The 19508-nt window shown below is 54.9% G+C and carries 24 protein-coding genes; 3 read left to right on the forward strand and 21 right to left on the reverse strand.

The features are described from left to right. Positions 1-7 precede the first annotated feature (7 nt). From KGP26_RS20420 to KGP26_RS20500, 17 genes are all read right to left on the reverse strand, one after another. Entirely contained in the window at positions 8-598 is a 591-nt protein-coding gene (locus KGP26_RS20420; RefSeq protein WP_223665678.1) for a hypothetical protein, read from the reverse strand. After that, on the reverse strand, positions 591-1775 hold the full coding sequence (locus KGP26_RS20425; protein ID WP_223664527.1) for a baseplate J/gp47 family protein: 1185 nt from the start codon (positions 1773-1775) through the stop codon (positions 591-593). Before KGP26_RS20425 ends, KGP26_RS20420 begins: the two co-directional genes overlap by 8 nt. Continuing rightward, positions 1768-2103: a DUF2590 family protein gene (locus KGP26_RS20430; RefSeq protein WP_223664528.1), complete on the reverse strand. Its 336-nt coding sequence runs from the start codon at positions 2101-2103 to the stop codon at positions 1768-1770. Before KGP26_RS20430 ends, KGP26_RS20425 begins: the two co-directional genes overlap by 8 nt. Continuing rightward, on the reverse strand, positions 2100-4178 hold the full coding sequence (locus KGP26_RS20435) for a phage tail tape measure protein (protein ID WP_223664529.1): 2079 nt from the start codon (positions 4176-4178) through the stop codon (positions 2100-2102). Before KGP26_RS20435 ends, KGP26_RS20430 begins: the two co-directional genes overlap by 4 nt. A gap of 1 nt (position 4179) precedes the next feature. Beyond that, entirely contained in the window at positions 4180-4359 is a 180-nt protein-coding gene (locus KGP26_RS20440) for a hypothetical protein (protein ID WP_142814694.1), read from the reverse strand. Positions 4360-4367: 8 nt separating this feature from the next. After that, positions 4368-4643, reverse strand: coding sequence for a putative phage tail assembly chaperone (locus tag KGP26_RS20445; RefSeq protein WP_223664530.1), 276 nt, complete (start codon positions 4641-4643; stop codon positions 4368-4370). A gap of 102 nt (positions 4644-4745) precedes the next feature. Further along, positions 4746-5129 (reverse strand): hypothetical protein, encoded by a 384-nt coding sequence (locus tag KGP26_RS20450; RefSeq protein ID WP_223664531.1) that lies wholly within the window; start codon positions 5127-5129, stop codon positions 4746-4748. Next, complete coding sequence (locus KGP26_RS20455) at positions 5129-5470, reverse strand: M15 family metallopeptidase (RefSeq protein WP_223664532.1); 342 nt, start codon at positions 5468-5470, stop codon at positions 5129-5131. The genes KGP26_RS20450 and KGP26_RS20455 overlap by 1 nt, the downstream gene beginning before the upstream one ends. Beyond that, entirely contained in the window at positions 5467-5757 is a 291-nt protein-coding gene (locus KGP26_RS20460) for a phage holin family protein (protein WP_223664533.1), read from the reverse strand. Before KGP26_RS20460 ends, KGP26_RS20455 begins: the two co-directional genes overlap by 4 nt. Before the next feature lie 4 nt (positions 5758-5761). Continuing rightward, positions 5762-6217, reverse strand: a complete 456-nt coding sequence (locus KGP26_RS20465) for a phage protein (protein WP_223664534.1) — start codon at positions 6215-6217, stop codon at positions 5762-5764. A 2-nt stretch (positions 6218-6219) separates the two neighbouring features. Continuing rightward, on the reverse strand, positions 6220-7359 hold the full coding sequence (locus KGP26_RS20470; RefSeq protein ID WP_223664535.1) for a DUF2586 domain-containing protein: 1140 nt from the start codon (positions 7357-7359) through the stop codon (positions 6220-6222). 2 nt (positions 7360-7361) lie between these two features. Then, the gene (locus KGP26_RS20475) at positions 7362-8060 is read right to left on the reverse strand and encodes a hypothetical protein (protein ID WP_223665679.1); all 699 of its coding nucleotides are present in this window, start codon (positions 8058-8060) and stop codon (positions 7362-7364) included. Continuing rightward, the gene (locus KGP26_RS20480; protein WP_223664536.1) at positions 8054-8530 is read right to left on the reverse strand and encodes a phage tail protein; all 477 of its coding nucleotides are present in this window, start codon (positions 8528-8530) and stop codon (positions 8054-8056) included. The genes KGP26_RS20475 and KGP26_RS20480 overlap by 7 nt, the downstream gene beginning before the upstream one ends. Then, positions 8527-9000 carry a head completion/stabilization protein gene (locus tag KGP26_RS20485; RefSeq protein WP_223664537.1) on the reverse strand — a complete coding sequence of 158 codons (474 nt, stop codon included), beginning with the start codon at positions 8998-9000 and terminating at the stop codon, positions 8527-8529. Before KGP26_RS20485 ends, KGP26_RS20480 begins: the two co-directional genes overlap by 4 nt. A gap of 107 nt (positions 9001-9107) precedes the next feature. Continuing rightward, complete coding sequence (gene gpM, locus KGP26_RS20490; RefSeq protein ID WP_223664538.1) at positions 9108-9812, reverse strand: phage terminase small subunit; 705 nt, start codon at positions 9810-9812, stop codon at positions 9108-9110. 2 nt (positions 9813-9814) lie between these two features. Continuing rightward, a complete protein-coding gene (locus tag KGP26_RS20495; protein ID WP_223664539.1) occupies positions 9815-10858 on the reverse strand; it encodes a phage major capsid protein, P2 family in 1044 nt (347 codons plus the stop codon). A 46-nt stretch (positions 10859-10904) separates the two neighbouring features. Beyond that, positions 10905-11987, reverse strand: coding sequence for a GPO family capsid scaffolding protein (locus tag KGP26_RS20500; RefSeq protein WP_223664540.1), 1083 nt, complete (start codon positions 11985-11987; stop codon positions 10905-10907). Positions 11988-12164: 177 nt separating this feature from the next. Here KGP26_RS20500 and KGP26_RS20505 point away from each other — a divergent pair, with 177 nt between their 5' ends. The 3 genes from KGP26_RS20505 to KGP26_RS20515 are packed head-to-tail and all read left to right on the forward strand — an operon-like array spanning position 12165 to position 15363. After that, positions 12165-13970, forward strand: a complete 1806-nt coding sequence (locus KGP26_RS20505; protein ID WP_223664541.1) for a terminase large subunit domain-containing protein — start codon at positions 12165-12167, stop codon at positions 13968-13970. Further along, the gene (locus tag KGP26_RS20510; RefSeq protein WP_223664542.1) at positions 13967-15040 is read left to right on the forward strand and encodes a phage portal protein; all 1074 of its coding nucleotides are present in this window, start codon (positions 13967-13969) and stop codon (positions 15038-15040) included. Before KGP26_RS20505 ends, KGP26_RS20510 begins: the two co-directional genes overlap by 4 nt. Before the next feature lie 56 nt (positions 15041-15096). Further along, positions 15097-15363, forward strand: a complete 267-nt coding sequence (locus KGP26_RS20515; RefSeq protein WP_371824923.1) for an ogr/Delta-like zinc finger family protein — start codon at positions 15097-15099, stop codon at positions 15361-15363. A gap of 104 nt (positions 15364-15467) precedes the next feature. Here KGP26_RS20515 and KGP26_RS20520 read toward each other — a convergent pair whose 3' ends face one another. From KGP26_RS20520 to KGP26_RS20535, 4 genes are all read right to left on the reverse strand, one after another. Next, on the reverse strand, positions 15468-17723 hold the full coding sequence (locus KGP26_RS20520; protein ID WP_223664544.1) for a replication endonuclease: 2256 nt from the start codon (positions 17721-17723) through the stop codon (positions 15468-15470). A gap of 81 nt (positions 17724-17804) precedes the next feature. Further along, on the reverse strand, positions 17805-18089 hold the full coding sequence (locus KGP26_RS20525; protein ID WP_223664545.1) for a hypothetical protein: 285 nt from the start codon (positions 18087-18089) through the stop codon (positions 17805-17807). A gap of 78 nt (positions 18090-18167) precedes the next feature. Further along, positions 18168-19031 carry a DUF3850 domain-containing protein gene (locus tag KGP26_RS20530; protein ID WP_223664546.1) on the reverse strand — a complete coding sequence of 288 codons (864 nt, stop codon included), beginning with the start codon at positions 19029-19031 and terminating at the stop codon, positions 18168-18170. A gap of 71 nt (positions 19032-19102) precedes the next feature. Further along, a complete protein-coding gene (locus tag KGP26_RS20535; protein WP_223664547.1) occupies positions 19103-19438 on the reverse strand; it encodes a DUF5347 family protein in 336 nt (111 codons plus the stop codon). Positions 19439-19508: the final 70 nt, after the last annotated feature.

Consider the following 19508-nt stretch of genomic DNA (forward strand, 5'->3'; position numbering starts at 1 on the left):
TTCACCCTTACAAACGTGCGCTATAGGTCGCGCTGTATTCTGTTTTCACGTCACCCAGACTCACCGGATAACATACGTACTCACCTTGGTACCACCCGGCACGCAGGTGCATACCCAGCGCGGTGATAACCTCAAATTGATAGCGCCGGCAGGTGCGACCGTACTTGCGGATGATCTCCAGTAACAGGTCGCTGTTCTCGGCTATCTGGCTGTCCGTCACCCGTACGATGATCACGTCCCAGTCGATACCGTCCTGACGCTCCAGCAGTTCGACATAGCCGATCCCCAAGCGGTCGAAAATGGCAATGAACCCGGCTATCTCCCCCGAATCCTCAGCGTTGATAAACGCGAAGGCCACGCGCTTGCGGTACAGGTCGAGCGGTTCGCCATCAAATCGGGTGATATCGCGTTCATACGCCAGCAGGTTGAGCAGCGGTTCGGCGCAGGTCAGCGGATCAAATTGTTTAAGTGGCCATTGCACCCAGTCATTGACCTTCGTCCAGAACAGGCGGCTGGCGCGTAGCAACCTGGCCAGGTCGCCCCTGTCCATCCAGGAGGGCAGGCGCAGGCCGCGCAGCAGGCGGGCAAAATCAATCATTGGCAATCACCACGCTCAGGCTGTTCAGTCGTGGTACCGACAGTTCGCTGACGATGTCCGGCAACGAGAAGGCCAGCGAGTCGATCACCGGAAACGCTTTATGCAGCTCGCGGCCGAGATTCGACATGGAGAAACGCGCATAGGGCCAGGTCTTCTTCACGTCGTAGGTCGCATTTTCTCTGAAGGCACAACGGATCAAATTGGTTACCCCGGTTTTCAGTTCGCCCAGGGCGTCGGCGGTCATGTTCTCTTTACTCAGCACATACACCGTGACAGCCAGGTCATGACGGGTTTCCGGCAGGGCAAAACACTGCATATCATCGCCATGGCCGTGATGCCCCTTGCTGTTGATATAGTCATTGACCGCCTCAACAAAGGGCGCTGATAACTCGCCGCTGTCGAGCAGCAAATAGGCGTTGGCCGTTCCTGGGCCGCGCGGGGCTCCGTGAAGGAAGAAAATGCGGTCAACGCTCAGGCCCACGACGCTGGCGATCATGCTGCGATACACCGCATCGGTGTGATAATTGCCCACCAGATTGAACTGATTACGGGTACGGTCGCGTAATTCGTCGTCTGTTTCTTCATTGGCCCCTGGCGTCGTTAGCCAATCCTCTTCATTTACCACGCTGGCGATGCCGTTCACGGCCACCGGCAGGATGCGGTAATAACCGGGGGCCAGGTTGTAACCGCTGCCGGTACCGGTGGCGACAACCGGCACCAGGCCATTTTCAGCCCCTGCTGGTAACAGAGTGTCTTCCGTCACCTTCAGAACGTACACCACCCCGTTGATGCGCTCGGTTTGCACCAAAGTGCCCGCGATAACGGTCACCGCATTGGCGGCGGTGGTCTTGTAAAACCGTACGGCCCCGATCGCCGCGCTGGCCGGTTTGGCTTCGATATTGACCGCCCAGGCCAGCAGGCGCAGCATGGCACCGCCCGCCGTCGCGACGAACATGTTGGTCAGTACGACCTGGACGAGCACATCTTTCAGCCACAGCACTGGCGTGCTGACAATCCTTGTGATCAACCGCCAGAACGGTGACATGCGCGACGTGTTGGTGATGAAGCCTTCAGCCTGTACCAGGGTTTTGAACTCGGCGGTGATCTCGGCTTCGGTGGTCGGCATACCGCTATCACGCAGCACCTGTTCAAAGTCGACGGTCGGTTTTTCATTCATAATCAACCCCTGTGCTGATAGGGCCGAAATCGTAGGTTTCAGCGGTGATATACAGGCGTGACAGCGATTCTTCGACGATCACAATCGTGCCAGGTACCAAGCGTTCGTCACTCTCAACCAATAAAATCAGTTGGGTGATCACGTCTCCGCGCATCGTAGGGCTGCGTTCGCCAATGAGCCGGGCAGTGATGCCGCTTTCGACAATGCTGTGAACGATGTCCTGCCCGATACTCTGGCGGTTGTCACAACGAAGGGGCTCGTGTCCGCTGTCCAGGGTTAAATCTCCATCGGTGATCAGCAGATCGATGTAAAGCAGTTCAGTATTCATCCGGCGTTCATCTCCTGAAATTCGGCCAACTGACTTGGCGTCATGCCGTTGGGCATGACGAAGTTCACTTCGCCGATACTGCGACGATTGTCGATAGTGGTTTTTGTGTCGGATTTAACCTGTTTCATCAGCCCGTCACGCGGAACGGCAGCCCCCGCAGTGTTGCCGGTCAGCAGCGACTGCCCCGTGAGCGGGGGGACGACCGGCAGGGGAGCAGCATCTGCGGTCTGCTTCAGGTCAATATTGACGCCGGGGATCTTGTTGAGTTTTTCTGCTATCCAGTTATAGGTTCCGGCGAACGCATTTTTCAGACTGGCGAACAGGTCACGGAATATGTTGCCGATCTTCTCTCCAAATCCTTCAAACGCGGCAACCGGTGACAGCCCCATAAAGAAGGCGATCACCATGTCCCAGCCCAGAGAAATGGACTTCCATACCCCGGCGAACACCTCACCGACCTGGGCGGCCGTCTCCATTACCCACTGAAACGCGGCGGTATTCATGATGGCGGTTTTGAGCTCGTCCCAGTGAGTGACCACATACCAGATCCCCGCGACCAGCAACGCCAACGCGGCAATAATCAGGGTGATCGGGCTGGTCAGCAGTTGCATGGCCACACCGGCAAACATCGTGGCGATGCCATACACCCGCATGGCAAGCGCCGCCGCTTTTAACACCGCATTCCAGGCGAACAGCGCAACGCGACAAATGCCCGTCCATAACGCCAGTAATTTGGACTGCACCCACAGCGCGGCCAGACCGATACGGGTCGCCAGCAGTGACGGGCGCAACAGGTTGAATGTCCAGACCAGTGCCTTGAGCGCACCGCCCAAGACAAAGATGATCCCCTTTAGCCCCACCATGACAAAGCCGAAAACGCCCATAATGATATTGACGGACGCACCGGCCAGCCCAAGGGATAAAACGCCCAGGGTGATGTAACCCAGCCAGCGGGCAATATTGGGGAACATCTCCAGCCAGCGGGCGAAGGTGGCACCAACATCGGCGACGCGGGTAATCAGCGGTGTGATCACCGGCAGCAGGGTGTTACCGATCGCCGCCCGCATGGCGTACCAGGTCGCGGTAATGCGTTCCCAGGGTTTCGCCATCTTCTCGGCCATTTCCTGCGCCCGCTTCATGCCATCATTGCGCCCCAGTTCGGTAATGCTTTTGTTCAGCGCATCCTGGCGGCCCAACAGTTTTTTAATCACATCTGCACCACCACCGAAAGCCCCGTCAAGCGCTTGCTGCGCCTTGACGTTGCCTTCGATGTTCTGGCCGTATCGGGTCTGGATTTTTTGCAGAATGTCGCCCATCGGCAACATCTTGCCGGTGGCATCAACAAAACTCATGCCCAGCTTTTGCGCAGCTGCGGGGGCGCTTCGGAGAAATTGCTCGTATATCCCGCTGGACTCGGAACCCATGGTGCGGGACAACTCGCCCAGCACAGCGAACTGTTCGTTCATGCTGACGCCAAAGTCGGCACCGGCATTCTTGGTGCCTTCCATGAGTTCCTGCATGGTCTGCATCTTGACGCCAAAATTCTGCACCATGTAGGCCGTCTTGCCTGCCAACTCCTCAGCAAAACGCACATGACCGAGGCTGGACAACTCGCGATTAAAGCGGGCCGCCATGGCTCCCATATATTCCCCGGCTTCCTCACCGCTGGCTTTTACCCCTGCGGCCAGGGTATTGGCGGCAATGGTCACACGCGGTAAATCCTGGTCAGCCAGACCTACCATCGCGCCTTTCATGGCATAACTTGAATTCACCACGTCGACCGCGCTTTTCCCATACCGCATGGCGAATTTAAGCGCCTGGTTTGACAGACGGTTCAGCGTATCTTCAGCCACCCCCTTGGCATCCAACTCGGCCAGCGCGTCTTTCATCTCGGTGGCTGGGCCTAATACCCCCTGGATAGACTGTGCTACAGCCCAGACGGCCCCCGCACCGATCCCGATGCGGGTAAATGACGCCTGCGATTTTTCGGCGAAACCGGTCACCGACGCTTGCGCCTGTTTCAGCGGGCGCGTCAGTTTGTCGATCAGGCTCAGGGTAAAATCCAAATGGCTCATGTCATATTCCATTCAGGGCAATGGCAATGCCCTCGGCGGTCTTATAGGCTTTCGTCTGGGCGAAATACTCATCCAGCCACAGGGCACGGGCGAGGCTTTCTTCGCTGTCGTCTTCCGCTGGCAGGTAATACCGGCGCAAGGCGAGGTATTGTTCCAACGGGTTGGCGCGTATGGCCGCCAACCGCGCCGTCAGTTTTTTATTTCGATCTCAACCTGCGGCGAGTAAATCGCGTTGACCTTCTCGGTGATCTGCATCTCGACACCGGGATAACGTTCCAGTAGCTCCCCTAACGCCGCTTTTGAATTGGCGTCGATGATGCGGCCCAGGTAGGTGACCATCGGGGCCACCTTGTTGGTCAGTGTCATTTCGTTAATCAATGCGTTGAAGGCGGTTTTATTCGGTGAAAACCCCAGTTCAACACCGGCCACGCTCAGGGTAATGGTTGTGCTTTTTACTTCGCTCATGTCTATAAATCCTTACGTTGTCGAATGATGTCCACCAGGGCGTTGTGTCTCACCGCACAGGCGGTATATATCTGCATGTACGCGGTCAGCGCCGCGTCAAAATCAATGCCGGTTTTGCCCGTTAGCCGGGGCAGGTTCACCGGGCACCGGGTCATCTGGTTTTCCTGATAGGGTTCGCTCGGCTTGGTCAACACTCTGGTTGAACACCCGGACATACTCATCAGTAGCGCAAACGTTGCTAAATACCGGCTTAATAACCTCGGTACGAATAACCCGCTCGGTGTGCGTTTCATTGGCTTTTAACTCCGCGAGTTTCTTTTCTAACACTTCACCCGACTGGCGGGTGATCTCGGTCACCACCTGACGGGTCAGGTCGGCGGACTCGTTAGCAGCCAGCGCCAGCTTGGCGGTATGCCAGTCGTGCGCTATCCAGCCGATATAAAACACGGCGACCAAAATCAGCAATTGCCCCCATGCCGCACGCATCAGCGCACCCCATCATGTTCAAGGCTGAAGTGATTGCCGTCCGGGTTGGTCTTGAAGCGACCGCCCCAACTGCCGCCGAGACTTTCCCAATACTCACCCAGGGGCAGAAAGGCCCGGCTATCGGTCTGCCAGACGCCCCCGATGAACAGATTAAAATCCACCGCCAGACGTTGGCTATGCAGACTGTTGGCGATCCCTTTACCGGATTTCGCATTCAGCCTGGCCTGTTCTGGCGTGCGATGGGCCTCGCCGAAGGTCAGCGCATAGCCATTGGCATCGGCCCAGACAATCAACTTGCCCACCATGCGCGTAAACTGTTGTTGTTTTTGGCTCAGTGTCATGAAGTCTTATCCTTCTTGGTTTTTAGCCAGCGTTGTGCGACAGCTTCGACGGCCGTGTGTCCGGCAATACCCAACATGCAGGCAATACCGATCACCGCCAAATCAGGGATATCCCCCATCTGGATCAGCACGACCCCAGATACCAGGGACACTGCCGACCCCAAAATCACGCGCCCAACAAACAGACGGGCGGTGATCTTCTCTTGGCCAACCAGTAACTGACCGGCCCCAATCAGGGCACCGATCAGCACCAGCTTGGCAAACAGCGTTGTTTCACCGTTATGCATGGCGTCACCCTTTCAAATCGCGAGTGTCGCGTGCTGACAGATAGGGCACGCCATCAATCGCCACAAAGTCAGGGCTGGTCACCATGAATTTGATTTTCCGGGTGGTTTTGCTGGCTTCACTGGGGCTGATGTTGACCAGGTCGGACAGCGTCGGCACGCAGCCGAACACCTCGATTTTTTCTTCTTCATCGCCGGAGTTGGCGTAGAACAGAAAATCTTTCGCGTCGATACCGCGCCAGGAGCCTGCGGCGCGGGCGACTGCCGTGAATTTCTTGAAGTTCAGTGCGTCAACTTCAATCTCGACGTCGGCACTGACTGACCCTTTAACATGCCCGTTTGGCACACCGCGCGTTTGTACGGCTGCACTGTTGTCGGTGATGGTCACCGTGGCGTTCTCGACGTGGATCATGACGCTGTCATAGTTCACGTCGAACGAACCGCCGCTAATACGTTCACCCATGGTTAGCTCTCCAGTGAGGTGTCAAGTTCGATGCTGACGGCGATTTCTTTCGCACTCTCATACGGCCGCACCACGATAAAAATCTGCACCTTCACGGCGCTGGCCCACTCGATAGTAATGTCGCCCTCTTTAGGCGGCTTCACTTCCCCTGGGTATTCAATCCCGTTGATTTGCACGGCCTTTGACATCTCACGCAGGGGCTTGCCGAAATAGGTCACGTGGGCGGCAATGCTGCCCGGTGTGCTGTTCAGAGAACGGTCGGCGATTTTCGGAATAGCCCGCAAACGCACCTTGCGTGAGGCTTTATCCACGATGCGCACATTTTCAATGGTCTGGTAATCGCCGCCCTCGACGTCCAGGGTGCGACCGTCTGACCAATAAATGCCGTCGAAATCGTGGTACCACATCGGCACGCTGAAGCGTTTGACCTCCAGCGCCTGCAATACGGCGAGATCAATCTCAACCCCAGCGCCATCGACCGGCAGGCTGTCGTTACCCAGTGCCGTGACGGCCCCGGTGGCGACTCGCGCCGGGCTGTCCGCAATGGTCACCGACCGATTGCACAGTCGGCCCGCCAACACGCCAGGTTCGTTACCCCAGAGTCGTGGCACCAGTTGCACCCCCGGTGAGGCGATCTTGTCCTGAAGGGTGGTCAGCCGTGTGAGGTAATCTGTCCAGGTTTCATCCTTACTCGGGCCGCCTACGGTCAGGGCGAACCAGACAAAGCGGGCGAATTTGGCTTTCAGGGTTTCGCGCATCTCGGTGGCACGGTTGATGGTGGCCGCGTTGTCAGTATCAAAGGCCAGGACAACGCCTTCCACGGAGGCGACGTTTTGCGCCAACCTGACGGCGTTCATCCAGTTTTCATCCGGCTTGACGTCGGTAGCTTTGCCCGGATCAGACAAAACATGGACATACGCAAACCAGTTTTGCCCTGCGTTATTGCTGGCCGCTGCCACCACACGTTTTAACAGGCTGTCCTCAGCGCCCAAGACCTTGTCCAGGTCGCTGCCGGTATTCAACGCCAGGGTTTTGCCCGCGTTGGTTTTGCCATAACCGACAAACAAAACGACGCGCTCGACGTCTTTCGTGGTGCCGTTATAGCGGTTAATCTGACTGACGTTGACGTTGGGCCAGCTCATGTTTACCCCCTGATATCCTGCGCGTTGACGTCCCAGCCAAAGCCGATCGCCTGCAATTGACGCACAAGTATTTTGTTAAATTCATCATTGCTCACGCCTAAAAACACGCGGCTCGGTATGTCGATTGTCCAGGTACGCTTTGAGGGCGTACCGCGTAATTTCCTGATAACTAATCCCGCCTGAGCCATGCTCATGGTTTCCATGATTTTTTTGCTTGATGGCTTCACCCAGCGTTTGCCCTGGCGGATTTTGTACCCCAAGGCACGCAGCCGTTTAGCCTGGCGCGGCAAAGCGGGCCGGTTGGCCTGTGGTTTTCTCGGCGCGTTGCTGGCATTCATCTGAATGTGTGCACCGTCCTGTTGCACCGCGCCGACCAAGCCCGCCGCAATCGGCTTCGACCCGTTGCGGTAGTTACCGCCCTTGAGGTAAATCCTCACGCCCTGGATTTCGGGCATTTCCCGCACGGCCAGCAGTTTGGGCAGGCCGCGCAGCATCTTGCCTTTGCCACGCTTACGCGGTGACCATGGCGTCCCGTCTGGGTCTGCCTGGTTTCTCTGGTTGCGTTTGGCCGCCATGATGATGCCGAGTTTGGCAATACGCCATAACAAACGCTGGCGCTTCTTCTCTGGCAGGTCAGCGGCGGCCAGTGCTGCACGCAACTGTTTAAGTTGTTGCTGACTCAGTTCGCCCCGGATCACAATGCACCACCGTGCTGGCTGATAATCTCGGCTTCTTCAGCCGTCCAGACCTCGGGGTAAACCACCTCCCAGCGTAGCCCCTTCGAGGGTACCGGCCCGGCGTCGCTGGGCTTGAGGATGATTTCATCCGCGACCGCGACCACCACCTGAAGGATGCATGACCCTTCATCATCAAACTCAGGGTCAACCGTGGGGTCGGGGAGTTTGAGCTCATCATGCAAGTCGTTGGCATGTTCTGACAGCCAGGTCAGCACCAGCGCATAGACCAACCCCGGCGAGCATTCCCGATAAGGGAAATTGTCCCAGGACAAGGTCGCGTTGTAGCGCAAGACGCCGATCCGTTTTTGCCCCAACCCCAGCCCCTTGGCATTGCGGATAATCTCGCAGTCATCCAGGGTGCTGGAAAACATCTGCATGGCCCGCGCCGGCAGGTTGGCGGTGATGAACGCCGTCAGGCTTTCGAGTTCGGTCATATCAGATGCACCCCAACGCGCGGCAAGCGCAGCATGTTGCGCATGGCAAACGCCGCCTCAGCCAGCAAAATGGCGCGCGTTTCGCCGCTTTCCTGTCCAGGGTGGGACTCACGTCGCCCGATGGTGGCGAACTCGCCCAAGAGATCGGCCTTTGCCCTGGCATACACGGCCTTTTTGTATTGCGCCGTCAGTTGGGTTTCTTCGCCCATTTTGGCCCCCGGTACGTCTGCCGCCCGGGCATGGCCTTTGGCTGTCCAGTAGCTGACCACGGATGCGCAGGTGTCGTTGACCTCTGCAATGGCGGCCAGCACCGCGATACCTGCGGTTTCTGCGGGTAGGTCGGCTGGCAACGTGCGCGACTTTTGAAACTCGGCCAGGTTCAAATCTGGCCAGAACGCCACGCCGTTGGTGATCGCGTCTTTCTGGTAATCAATCGGACGTCCGCTAATGCTGAAGCTCGGGCCATTCATCGGGTCATACCTCATTGCAAAAAGAGAAGCGGGCTAACGGTTTCCACGGCCAAAAAGCCTTGCGGGCTTTATGCCTCCACCGCGCCCGCCCCGGCTTTCGGTAGTCTTTATTCCGCCGTCAGGCCATTGATACGCGCGGCAATCTTCGTGCGCATTGTCCTGACTCCGGCGTTTTTGTTGTACTTTTCAGCCTGGGCCAGTAAGGCGTCGGCCTGTTCCAGGACGGCGACATCCTCCACCGCTGTGGCGCGGGGGGTGCCGTTCTCGTCGCGCAGCAGGTACAGACCGGCAAACTTGAACCATTTGGCGTTGATGTCTTCATGCAACCGCCATTTGTCACGGATGTTGTTAAACGTCCGGCTAAAATAAGGCTCAATGCTGTGGCCTGCGGCGGCCTCATCGGTCGCCCATGCCAGCACGGTGTCGGCGACAAATGCGGGCATCGTGCTCTTGAAGTTCTCCGGCATCGCCTGGCCTTCGCTGATGGCAATGTCCGCCCAGTCGAGCGCCCGTTCCATTTCCCCCGTGTCAAACAGCCAGATAACGCAGTAGACCAGAGCCGGGTTCATGTAGCGCTTTTCACCTGCAAGGTAGGCTTCCACGGTTGGCAACCAACGCGGCAACAGCTCATCGCGCTTCATGTCGATGCGATCGGCGGTCATCGGCTGCGACCGCAACCGCACGACATCGGCTTCCAGTTCCAGCTTTTGCAGATGGAAGCTGACCGGCGACGCGGTCAGCGCTTCGCGGTTGTCCAATGCCTCGGCGGCTTTAATGCGTGCCCGGTGACGTTGACAGGGGGACATGGCCATCGTTATACGCCTCCGACTGCTAGTAGTGTCGGTTCGGCTTCACCGGTTGCCAGGCTGATTTTGTCGTACGCGGCATACAGCTCGTCATGTTCGACGGCGTAGCCTTCCATACGCAAATAGCTATTTTCGAACTGTTTGCGGTCATCGCTCCAGTCGGCTTTACGCTTGCGGGTACCGGCCTGCGTGTAGATATGCAGGTTATCCAGCGTGGTGATGATCAAACGCCCTTCCGGCATAAATGGCGGCGTGTGGACGGTCAAGCCCGCAATCTGGCGGTTCATCAGCTGCGCGGCCACTTTCTCGGTCGGACGGTCGACCATGTTCATCATGGTGGTGGCGTCTTTACCGATAAGGTCGCCGGAAATCAGCACGCACAGGCGCGGGTCATTGCGGTACTGTTCCAGGATGCAGGCATGAAGCAGGTCAGTGACCGCCGCATCCAGTGACACGAAATCAGCCCCGGAGCCGCCAAGCGTGACCGTATCCGTAATAATCTGGCTCGGTGTGCGGTCTTTGACGATTTTATGCCACCCGAAGTTGACATCTTCGCCGTTCGGGTTGGCCTCCGGATCGGTGTTTTCGGCAGCGTGGGTACCGTTGAACGCGACGCGCAGCATGTCGAGCGCAAAGGATTCATTACTGAACGCCTGGATACGCTGGAAGAACTCGTCTTCGCTGCCGGAATTCGCCCAGTTGGTCAGGGTGTTGTAGTCCAGGTATGAACCTGAATCTGTCTCATACAGCTTGTATTCGTTGCCATCCACGCCCAGCGGGCGGGAGAAGCGGCCCCCTTTTTTACGCCCGGTATAGATGCCCGGTTTGCCGGTGCTGACGACCTGGCCGGTGGTCTGGTTGACGTCGGTGACGTTAATCAGGCGCAGGAAATCCGATACCTCAAGCAGCGCATTACGCAGGATGGTTTCTTTTGGCGGGGTGATCGCGAAAAATTTCGCGGTGTCACGCACGCCATACGAGCGAGCCAGGGCCGCCGTGAACTTGATAAGACGTTCTTCGGCCTGGGGGGACAGTTGCTGGTTTTGGTGCATTATGTTTTCCTCAAAAACTGACGCGTTAACGCAATAAACGGGCGGCTTACACTAAGTTGCGGGGCTTATCGCTGCCGCCAGGTGCGCGGTTTGGGCGCTGCGTGCCGCCATTTTCCTGAGCTGACAACTTGGTCATGACGTCAGAAATCTGCGCAGTCAGTTGGGTGATCGCGTCGCTTTTGGTGTTTTTACCTGGACGGCGGGCACTGAACTGGCGACGTTCACGGCGGGCCGTACGCGCCAGTTTCGAACCGACGTTAAACGCCTTCATGGCTTTCACCAGGTTGGCTTTTGCGACGGTAAATTCAGCCGCTTTCACTTCGTCGTCCGGATTCTCGGCAACGTCTGCGGCAATTTCGGCGACCTGGTCGGCTGCGTCGGCGATTTCTCCCGCAATGTCAGCGACCTGGTCAGCGGCTAAATCCGGGGTGGCAGCGTCTGGATCGTCGCCGGTGCTGGCGTCGCTCATGTCGGTGAGCATTTGCATCATTTGTTGCAAGAGGGCTTTTAATTCATCCATCTTCTCTTCCTCGCCCTCATTGGGCTGGTTAGTGTCAGTATTAGGGGCTGGTGTTGGCGTGAAGTCTTTGCGGGTGGTAAATAACTTCCCCCAGAAAGACGGCTCTTTCTTTTCAACCTTGTTAGCCTTTAGTTTTCCCAGGCTAAATGTTTCTAGACTGCCGCGTTCTGCGTCTTTTTCTTCACCGGCTAAAATGAATTTCATTTTTTCGGTGCCAAGACTCGCGGGAATATCGGTAACAGCAAGACCGAACAAATACTCTTTACCGCTACCGGCAAAGTCAGAAATAAACTCTGCGGAGGTAAATAACTTTTGCCCCTGGCGGTTGGCTTCAATCAAAAACTGATTGGGGATAAGTTGGGCATACAGCTTAACGACATCACCTTCCGACTCTGTTTTCAACGCGTCGACTTCACCCAGGTTGCAGGTGAATTCACGTTCGCCAATATCATACTGTGGGTGATGCGGCCAAATCATGGCCGTGTAGGTGTTACGGGTGTACGTTTCTGCCGCATCAATCAGCCATTGCTTTTCAATGACCCGACCGTCTACGGCCTGGCCCGATGTGGCAATACATAACCAATCAGTGCGGTAATTGGATTGCGGCATAACAAACCTTAAATAGTCAGTAAATATAATGAACGGGACGTTGTGGGACTCAGTATTACGAATTGCCCAGGCGTACGCATTGACTTTATATCGGATGCATTCGGTTATTCATGGATAACCCCATACATCCGATATTTAATGATAAATTCGCTTCGCTTTCCCCGCCATAATAGACACATGGCTAAATATTCAGATGAAATAAAAGAGGCGGCCCGCGCACTGTATATAAAGCGCTGGACGCCCCGCGATATTGCGCAGGAGTTAAACCTCCCACCGCGCACCATTTACCATTGGGCGGATGTCGGCCAGTGGGCTGACCTGCTGCCTGCGGAGTCGATAGAAGCGGCCATTTCCCGACGCTATCATCAGTTATCCAACAAAGAGAAAAAAACCGCACTGGAACTGGAAGAGTTGCGCGACCTGATCGCGGCAGACGTCAAGCTAAGAGCCCAGCGCAATAAGCACGCCGAAAAGATGGCTGAAATCCAGGCCCAAAGCCGGGCAACCTTTGACGGCGATATCGGCGGCGGTGAAGGCGGGGACGACCGCAAACGCAAGTACAAGAAAAATGATGTGTCCGGTATCACGCCGGAAATGCTGGACGCCTGGGCGAATGAGCACCTGTTTGACTATCAACTGCATTGCCGCGACCACAAGGATGAAGACTGGCGCTTTATACTGAAAAGTCGCCAGGTCGGCATGACCTATTATTTCGCCTGGGAAGCCTTTGAAGATGCGGTGATCAGCGGCGATAACCAGGTGTTTTTCTCGGCAAGCCGCGCACAGTCAGAAATCTTCCGCGAATACATCGTGCAGATCGCCCAGCAGTATTTTGACGTCACCCTGACCGGCAAGAACATCCGCCTGAGTAACGGCGCAATCCTGCGTTTCCTGTCGACCAACGCCAGCACCGCCCAGGGCTTTAACGGGCACCTGTATGGTGACGAGGTGTTTTGGATACCCAAATTTACCCGACTGCATGAAGTCGCATCGGCGATGGCGACACACAACAAATTCCGCACCACCTACTTTTCAACGCCCAGCGCCAAAACGCACCAGGCTTACGGCGTGTGGACGGGGGACGCCTGGCGCGGTGATGAGTCCGATCGTAAGGCCGCCGTTTTCCCAGGCAAAGGCGCACTGCGGGAAGCGGGCCAACGCTGCCCAGACGGAATTTGGCGCTACGTCATCACGATGGAGGACGCGGTTAAAGGTGGCCTCGGTGCCTTGGTCGATATCGAACGGCTCCGCAACAAGTACAACGCAACGGCATTCGCCATGCTGTATATGTGTGAATTTGTCGACAGTAAAGACGCGGTATTCAAATTTACCACGTTGGTGGCTTGTGAGGTCGACCCAGCAACCTGGGGCGATTACGACCCTACTTCTGCACGGCCATTTGGCAATCGTGAAGTATGGGCAGGCTTCGACCCCTCCCGTTCGGGCGATAACTCCACGTTTGTGATAGTAGCCCCGCCGATCCATGATGGTGAGCGGTTCCGTATCCTGGCTATTCATCAATGGCAGGGATTGAACTTCAGTTGGCAGGCCGAGCAGATCAAGCAACTGATGAAGCGTTTCAATATCACCTATATCGGCATCGACACCACCGGTATTGGTCGGCAGATCTATGACACGGTCAGCAAGTTTGCACCTCGTGAGGCTCACCCTATCCTGTACAGCGTAGAAAACAAAAATCGGCTTGTTTTCAAAATGATAGACACTATTGAACGTAAACGCATCGAATGGGCCAAAGATGCCCTGGACGAAACCAACAAAGAGCGGGCGGAGATCGCCCCTAGTTTTATGGCTATCCGCCGCACCGTCACAGCCAGCGGCAACGCGCTGACATTTGTCGCCGAACGCTCAGAAACCACGGGTCACGCGGATGTTTTCTGGGCAACGTCCCACGCCATGATTAACGAGCCTCTTACCTTCGAATTTGACCGCCCGTCTACCTGGGCCTTTGGAAAAGCAGCATGACAACGAAAAAGCACAAGCCCCGTAAGCAATTTGCTACCCAGAAAGGAACCCCAGCGGTCAAGCCTGAAACCTTCACGCCAGGCAAAGGCAGCGTCATTACTTTTGGCGAACCAGAGCCGATCCTCACCACCGGCACGGATTATCACAATATCTGGTATGACAACGATTATGACCATTGGCGGTTACCCATCGACCGGCTGGCCCTGGCGCAATTGCCAAACCTTAACGGCCAGCACGGCGGCGTATTGTATTACCGCCGCAACATGGTAGCCGCTGGTTACCTGGGCGGGGGGCTGACGACTGACCAGGTGGAACAGATGGCATTTGATTATCTGCTGTTTGGCGATGTGGCCATCCTGAAAATCAGGAACGTATTCGGGGAAGTGATCGACCTATTGCCACTGCCATCGCTGTATCTGCGCTGCCGTAAAAATGGCGACTTCGTGGTGTTGCAGGAAGGCCCGGCCCTGGTCTATGACCAACGCGACATTATCTTTTTCAAAATGTATGACCCGCGCCAGCAGGTTTACGGCCTGCCTGACTATATCGGCGGCATTCATTCCGTGTTGTTGAACAGTGAGGCGACGATTTTTAGACGCCGGTACTACAACAACGGGGCCCATATGGGCTTTATTCTCTATGCCAATGACGCGAGCATGACCCAGGAGGTGGAAACCGAAATCAAGGACAAGATTGAACAGTCCAAAGGGCTGGGTAACTTCCGCAACATGTTTATTAATATCCCAAACGGTGACCCTGAAGGGGTCAAATTGCTGTCGATCGGCGAGGTCAGCGCAAAGGACGAGTTTGCCAACGTGAAAGGCATTACTGCCCAGGACATTTTTACCGCGCACCGTTTCCCTGCTGGCCTGGGGGGCATCATTCCGACGAACGGCGCGGTCATGGGCAACCCTGAAACCGCCCGAGGCACCTACCGCAAGGACGAAGTGATCCCACTCCAGCGCAAATTTATGAATGGCGTCAACGCCGATCGGGAAGTCCCGGAACGCCTGCACCTGAAATTTGATGTCGAAACAGCAATAATCAACACGGATAAGGGCGAAAAATGAGCATAATTAAGCTAAAATCATCACCATTGTTGACGCTGGCGTGCGGGGTGGTAAACATGCGCATATTTAAGATTAATTGCCCGGAGTGTAATGCCCCGGCAATCATCCGGAAGACGGAATGGAAGAATAAGGAACTGGCGGATCTGTATTGTGCCTGTTCAGACGTGGAGTGTGGTCACACCTTCGTATTCAACGCGACCTATTCACACTCACTCAGTCCCAGCGGGCTGACCGGCAACAAACTGGTCAAGGCACTGCTGGAAAGGTTGAAGCCTGATGAACGGCAATTTGCGCTAGACCTGCTGCAAGGGCATGCCGGATAACAAGCCCCCCCGCCAAAGTGCGGGGGTTTTCTTTTGCTGCCGCAGGCCAACACGGCAACCCATTAACCTGCAAGATTAATGCATTGCCGGGTTCTCAATATGCATTACCCGACCGGTAACAGCCGAGCACCATCCAACCTAAAGGCATGCCCCGGCCCAAAGTTCACCACCGCCCCGGATAACAAGGCGTCAAACTCCCACGGCGTGGGCTCCAGACCAATCGACCGGACGAAAGCCAGCACTTGAACGGCGAAATCGTCCAACCCTGCGACGATTTCAGGGGTAACAATGTGCGGTTTATGGGCCGGTTCGGGTGGCGGGCTTCTTTCCGATGCCTGGTTTTTCAACCTATCACGCAGATCCCGCCGTTCTTCCTTGGTCATACGGTCAAAATCGACCGGTTTTGGCGTGGCCCCGTCACCTGTTTGGGTACCATCCAACCCCGATCCCTGGGCCGTACTGGCGGCGACGGGTACAGTTATTGACAGAACTCCAAGGGGGCGCGGTGCGCCCTGAACGTCAACGGCCAAACCCTCGCCCGCCTTGGCTTTGGGCACGATTTTGTAGGTTGCAGTGCGGGTAATAATCAAAGAGTCAGGGCCCGATGCGGGGGCATAGATACCGTTAATCCTGCTTACATCGTCGCCGTAGGCGTTACCGTCAGGCGTAACCTCATAGTTGAGGCGCACACGGATATTTTCGCGGGCAACCAGTGGCCCGCCCTGGGCCATCGTATACCCGCCCCAATCCCCTACGGTGGCAGCATCGTGCGCAGGTGCAATTTCCGGGTGTAAGCAAAGCTCACGATCGCGCAGTCGGCGCAATTCACGGTAGACCGTAACTGGTGCACCGCCGATTTGCTGGAACTGGCGAATGCTCCAGCGTGATGCCCAGGCGCTAACACGGCGGGCTATTTCTTGCAGTGGTTGGCCGGTATCCTCATCCAGTTGACCTTCTAACGCGTACCCGTCGATATTTTTCGAAATATATTTGGCGATATAGCCGGTTGCGCTGCCTTTCTCTTTGTCGATCGGCTTAACCGTGAAGCGCGCATTATTCAGGGTTTCCGCCCCTTTCAATTCTTCCGAATCTTCCATGCGGGCATATAGGCAAAAAATATCGCGGGCCTGGTCGATATCTTCCGGGCGCATAAATAGTAAGAGGTGCCAATGTGGCGTTTCGTCATGGTGAGGTTCAACGACGCGGAAACCAAAGGCCCGGATGCCTTTGCGCTTCCACGCAGCACGAACACGAGCCCAGATTTTACAAAGGTATTTTTGTGTTTGCCGTGGATTGGCTCCGCGCCATTTGTCGTTACGGTGCCCACTGCTGTGCATGGCGTGGTATTTAGATGGCGCGGTCAGGGTGTAGAAATCCCCCACCAGGCACAGGTCATCGGCGATATCCTCAAAGTATCGCATACGAGTCATAAGCTCACGGCGGCGGTTAGCTGGATTAGCCACGCTGCCGATCACTTTCTCAATCAGTGATATCCGTTCACCGGTATCCTGATCCTCTAACTCCATCGCCTTTAAATATTCGGTGTTGGCTTTCTTTTGAGCCCGCCACTCTTTGAGCGCCGGATCACTGCAATAGGGAGTCCCCTTTTTGCTGACGTAACCGGCTGCGATCATCAGATGTTCGCGCCACTGGTCATGAATGCGTTTAAGACGACGCAACCACCAGGCGGGTGACTCTAACCGAGCCATGCAGCGCAAGGCATCGACGTCCGTTAGTTGTGCTTGGCAATACTGGCCCCAGCCTGGTGCAGTCATGTTGAGGTGCGACACTAGCCAGGCGGCGCGGCCATAGGAATAGATCACCGAAAACGACACATCGCCGGTTTTTTCATACTGGTTTTCGTAGTAGTTCATGAATTCGGCGGTGATGCAGTCAGTCAGCCGGTGCGCCAGGCGCTTCAATTCGCGCTTACCGTACCAGGGCAGGCGGGCGAAATCGTCCACAAAGCCGATCAGCGGGCCAGGTACCACGCCAAGACGGTACCGATCATTAACGCCATCAATGCGCGGCAATACATACTTGGCAAAAGTGCCGATTAAATATTTATTGGCTAGCGTTGTGCCGTGCTGTTGCTCCAGCCGGTCAGCCTGCTGGGCATAGAATCGCTTAATGAAGTAGGGCAAAGAATCCAGGCGACGGCGAACCCGGCGCGCAGGGGTCAGGGGATCAAGAATCTGGCCCTGTCTAAATGCCCATTCATCTATCGGCGGGTTGGCTGCTTCGGTGCAGATGGATTCACGGGGCCGGTTCCAAGCGTAAACCCCGGTAAACGGTTCAACGTTTCCGGGGTTGGCGGCTGGCGGGGTTGGAGCCTTGCGGCCCCTGCTGTCATGGGTCATTCGCTGCCCTGCAAAATATCCAGATGGGCAGAAATAAACAGGGTGACTAATTCGGCATTAATGGCGTCTGCATAGGCACTACTAATCATGCTTATCACCCTCGAATTTAGCCCCACAGAATGGACAGTAATTCATGGTCACAAGGTGGTCAGCCTTTGTTAAACGCGATTCGTTTTGCCCGTTCTTCCGTTTACGAAAATAGCGAAACTGATAATTCATGGCGATAGGTGAATGGTCACCGCCAGAAAAATGCCAAAGAGAATGCTCAAAACCAGTGGTTACAATTTCCCCTATCTGGTCATGATTTTTTTTATTAATGCTTTCCTTGATAGATTCTTCATACTTTTCAAAGCATTTACATGCCATTGCAGCCCCCTAACATCGCGATTAGTTCTTTATTCGTAATGGGTAAATGACTGAGGGCGGCACTTGTGCCGCCTTTTTTCATGGGTGTTTTGCTCTGTATTTCTCGATGTACTTTTCCTCTAACAACGCTTCGCGTTCCACCTCGTCACTGGATTCAATACTTAACATCACGTAACCCGGCGCATAACCCATAAGGTCAGTAACGTGCGTTATGGTTTTGTACACATCCCAGCCGGTATAACCATCCTGAACAGTCCATTCTCTAAGCCACAACTCATCACCAACAGAAAACAATCTATCAGCTTGTCTTATCTCAGTCTTTTTATGTCCTGATATAACAGCCCTGAAAAACTCCGGCAGAATCTTTAACTCATGCGACGATGATTTAGAAATCTCCACCGCAGTGCCATTCCTTAAATTGAACGAATCTGCACAACTCAACTCACCGGGCGCGATGTTATTTATATAATTAATTATAGATAACCATTGCGCCTTAAACTCTCGCAACTGGTTATCAATCGCGATACATTCATCAACTTTCAATTCAAGCTGTAATTCAAGCTCGGCAACACGCTGCTGTAGCTGCATCTTGTCGTGGTCTTGTTCTACTGCCCCGAAAGGAATTTCCTCGGCCTCACGGTTTCTTCTAAGGTCGGCGTCCATAGTCCTGATCACTATCATCGCCTGATTTAAAACCTCATCCGGCCTGGTGATATCAAGGCCACGCCCTTCAGTAGTTCCCGCAATTGCCAGTAACAAGGCATCGCGGCTAGATTCCGCAACGGTACGTTTTCCGTATAGGGTATTCATTTCTGATTGAACACCTGCCAACGTGGCTTTGGCGTCAACTAAATTCCCGTGTTCAAAATCTTTCAACGCAACATTATGGATAACACAATCAAGCCCTTTAATAGCCTCGGATATCTTCGTTAAATAATTCATTTACTCAACTCCAAATTTAGATAATAGAAAACCCGGTGCAATATAAAAAACGCCAGTTAGCCCGGTATTAACTATACGTTATCTTTTATTAGACTATCACTACTGCACAATCTTTTAGGCAGTGTCGCGGCTAGCTCTCTTAAATCCCTCATCGCCTCTATCACTGCTAACCGCTCACGTTCTGTTAACTGTTCAAATTTAAGACTGTGTCTGTCCTTTTTAATATCAGCCATGAAATATAAAATCCCACGATGGCGAGAATGCAAAGAGTTAATAAATAACCTTGATTCATTTGGGCCATTTTTAAAGGCCTCAATCATCTGCATAATTTTATATGAATGTTCCAACCCTTTTTTAATCTGGGTTGTATTCGGTGCGATGCCTATATCAGCAATTTGCCTATTCATATAATCAACCTCCGTTTATACCTATATGTGAGCACATCCCTGTAGCGCCCCGCCACCCGTTGAAGGAAAG

The sequence above is a fragment of the Serratia sp. JSRIV002 genome (assembly GCF_019968725.1).
GTDB lineage: Bacteria > Pseudomonadota > Gammaproteobacteria > Enterobacterales > Enterobacteriaceae > Chania > Chania fonticola_B.

What these genes read in the sequence shown, in the direction of transcription:
- KGP26_RS20420 (WP_223665678.1), bottom strand. Translation starts at nt 598, where the DNA reads ATGATTGATTTTGCCCGCCTGCTGCGCGGCCTGCGCCTGCCCTCCTGG.
- KGP26_RS20425 (WP_223664527.1), bottom strand. Translation starts at nt 1,775, where the DNA reads ATGAATGAAAAACCGACCGTCGACTTTGAACAGGTGCTGCGTGATAGC.
- KGP26_RS20430 (WP_223664528.1), bottom strand. Translation starts at nt 2,103, where the DNA reads ATGAATACTGAACTGCTTTACATCGATCTGCTGATCACCGATGGAGAT.
- KGP26_RS20435 (WP_223664529.1), bottom strand. Translation starts at nt 4,178, where the DNA reads ATGAGCCATTTGGATTTTACCCTGAGCCTGATCGACAAACTGACGCGC.
- KGP26_RS20445 (WP_223664530.1), bottom strand. Translation starts at nt 4,643, where the DNA reads ATGAGCGAAGTAAAAAGCACAACCATTACCCTGAGCGTGGCCGGTGTT.
- KGP26_RS20450 (WP_223664531.1), bottom strand. Translation starts at nt 5,129, where the DNA reads ATGCGTGCGGCATGGGGGCAATTGCTGATTTTGGTCGCCGTGTTTTAT.
- KGP26_RS20455 (WP_223664532.1), bottom strand. Translation starts at nt 5,470, where the DNA reads ATGACACTGAGCCAAAAACAACAACAGTTTACGCGCATGGTGGGCAAG.
- KGP26_RS20460 (WP_223664533.1), bottom strand. Translation starts at nt 5,757, where the DNA reads ATGCATAACGGTGAAACAACGCTGTTTGCCAAGCTGGTGCTGATCGGT.
- KGP26_RS20465 (WP_223664534.1), bottom strand. Translation starts at nt 6,217, where the DNA reads ATGGGTGAACGTATTAGCGGCGGTTCGTTCGACGTGAACTATGACAGC.
- KGP26_RS20470 (WP_223664535.1), bottom strand. Translation starts at nt 7,359, where the DNA reads ATGAGCTGGCCCAACGTCAACGTCAGTCAGATTAACCGCTATAACGGC.
- KGP26_RS20480 (WP_223664536.1), bottom strand. Translation starts at nt 8,530, where the DNA reads ATGACCGAACTCGAAAGCCTGACGGCGTTCATCACCGCCAACCTGCCG.
- KGP26_RS20485 (WP_223664537.1), bottom strand. Translation starts at nt 9,000, where the DNA reads ATGAATGGCCCGAGCTTCAGCATTAGCGGACGTCCGATTGATTACCAG.
- gpM (WP_223664538.1), bottom strand. Translation starts at nt 9,812, where the DNA reads ATGGCCATGTCCCCCTGTCAACGTCACCGGGCACGCATTAAAGCCGCC.
- KGP26_RS20495 (WP_223664539.1), bottom strand. Translation starts at nt 10,858, where the DNA reads ATGCACCAAAACCAGCAACTGTCCCCCCAGGCCGAAGAACGTCTTATC.
- KGP26_RS20500 (WP_223664540.1), bottom strand. Translation starts at nt 11,987, where the DNA reads ATGCCGCAATCCAATTACCGCACTGATTGGTTATGTATTGCCACATCG.
- KGP26_RS20505 (WP_223664541.1), top strand. Translation starts at nt 12,165, where the DNA reads ATGGCTAAATATTCAGATGAAATAAAAGAGGCGGCCCGCGCACTGTAT.
- KGP26_RS20510 (WP_223664542.1), top strand. Translation starts at nt 13,967, where the DNA reads ATGACAACGAAAAAGCACAAGCCCCGTAAGCAATTTGCTACCCAGAAA.
- KGP26_RS20515 (WP_371824923.1), top strand. Translation starts at nt 15,097, where the DNA reads ATGCGCATATTTAAGATTAATTGCCCGGAGTGTAATGCCCCGGCAATC.
- KGP26_RS20520 (WP_223664544.1), bottom strand. Translation starts at nt 17,723, where the DNA reads ATGACCCATGACAGCAGGGGCCGCAAGGCTCCAACCCCGCCAGCCGCC.
- KGP26_RS20525 (WP_223664545.1), bottom strand. Translation starts at nt 18,089, where the DNA reads ATGGCATGTAAATGCTTTGAAAAGTATGAAGAATCTATCAAGGAAAGC.
- KGP26_RS20530 (WP_223664546.1), bottom strand. Translation starts at nt 19,031, where the DNA reads ATGAATTATTTAACGAAGATATCCGAGGCTATTAAAGGGCTTGATTGT.
- KGP26_RS20535 (WP_223664547.1), bottom strand. Translation starts at nt 19,438, where the DNA reads ATGAATAGGCAAATTGCTGATATAGGCATCGCACCGAATACAACCCAG.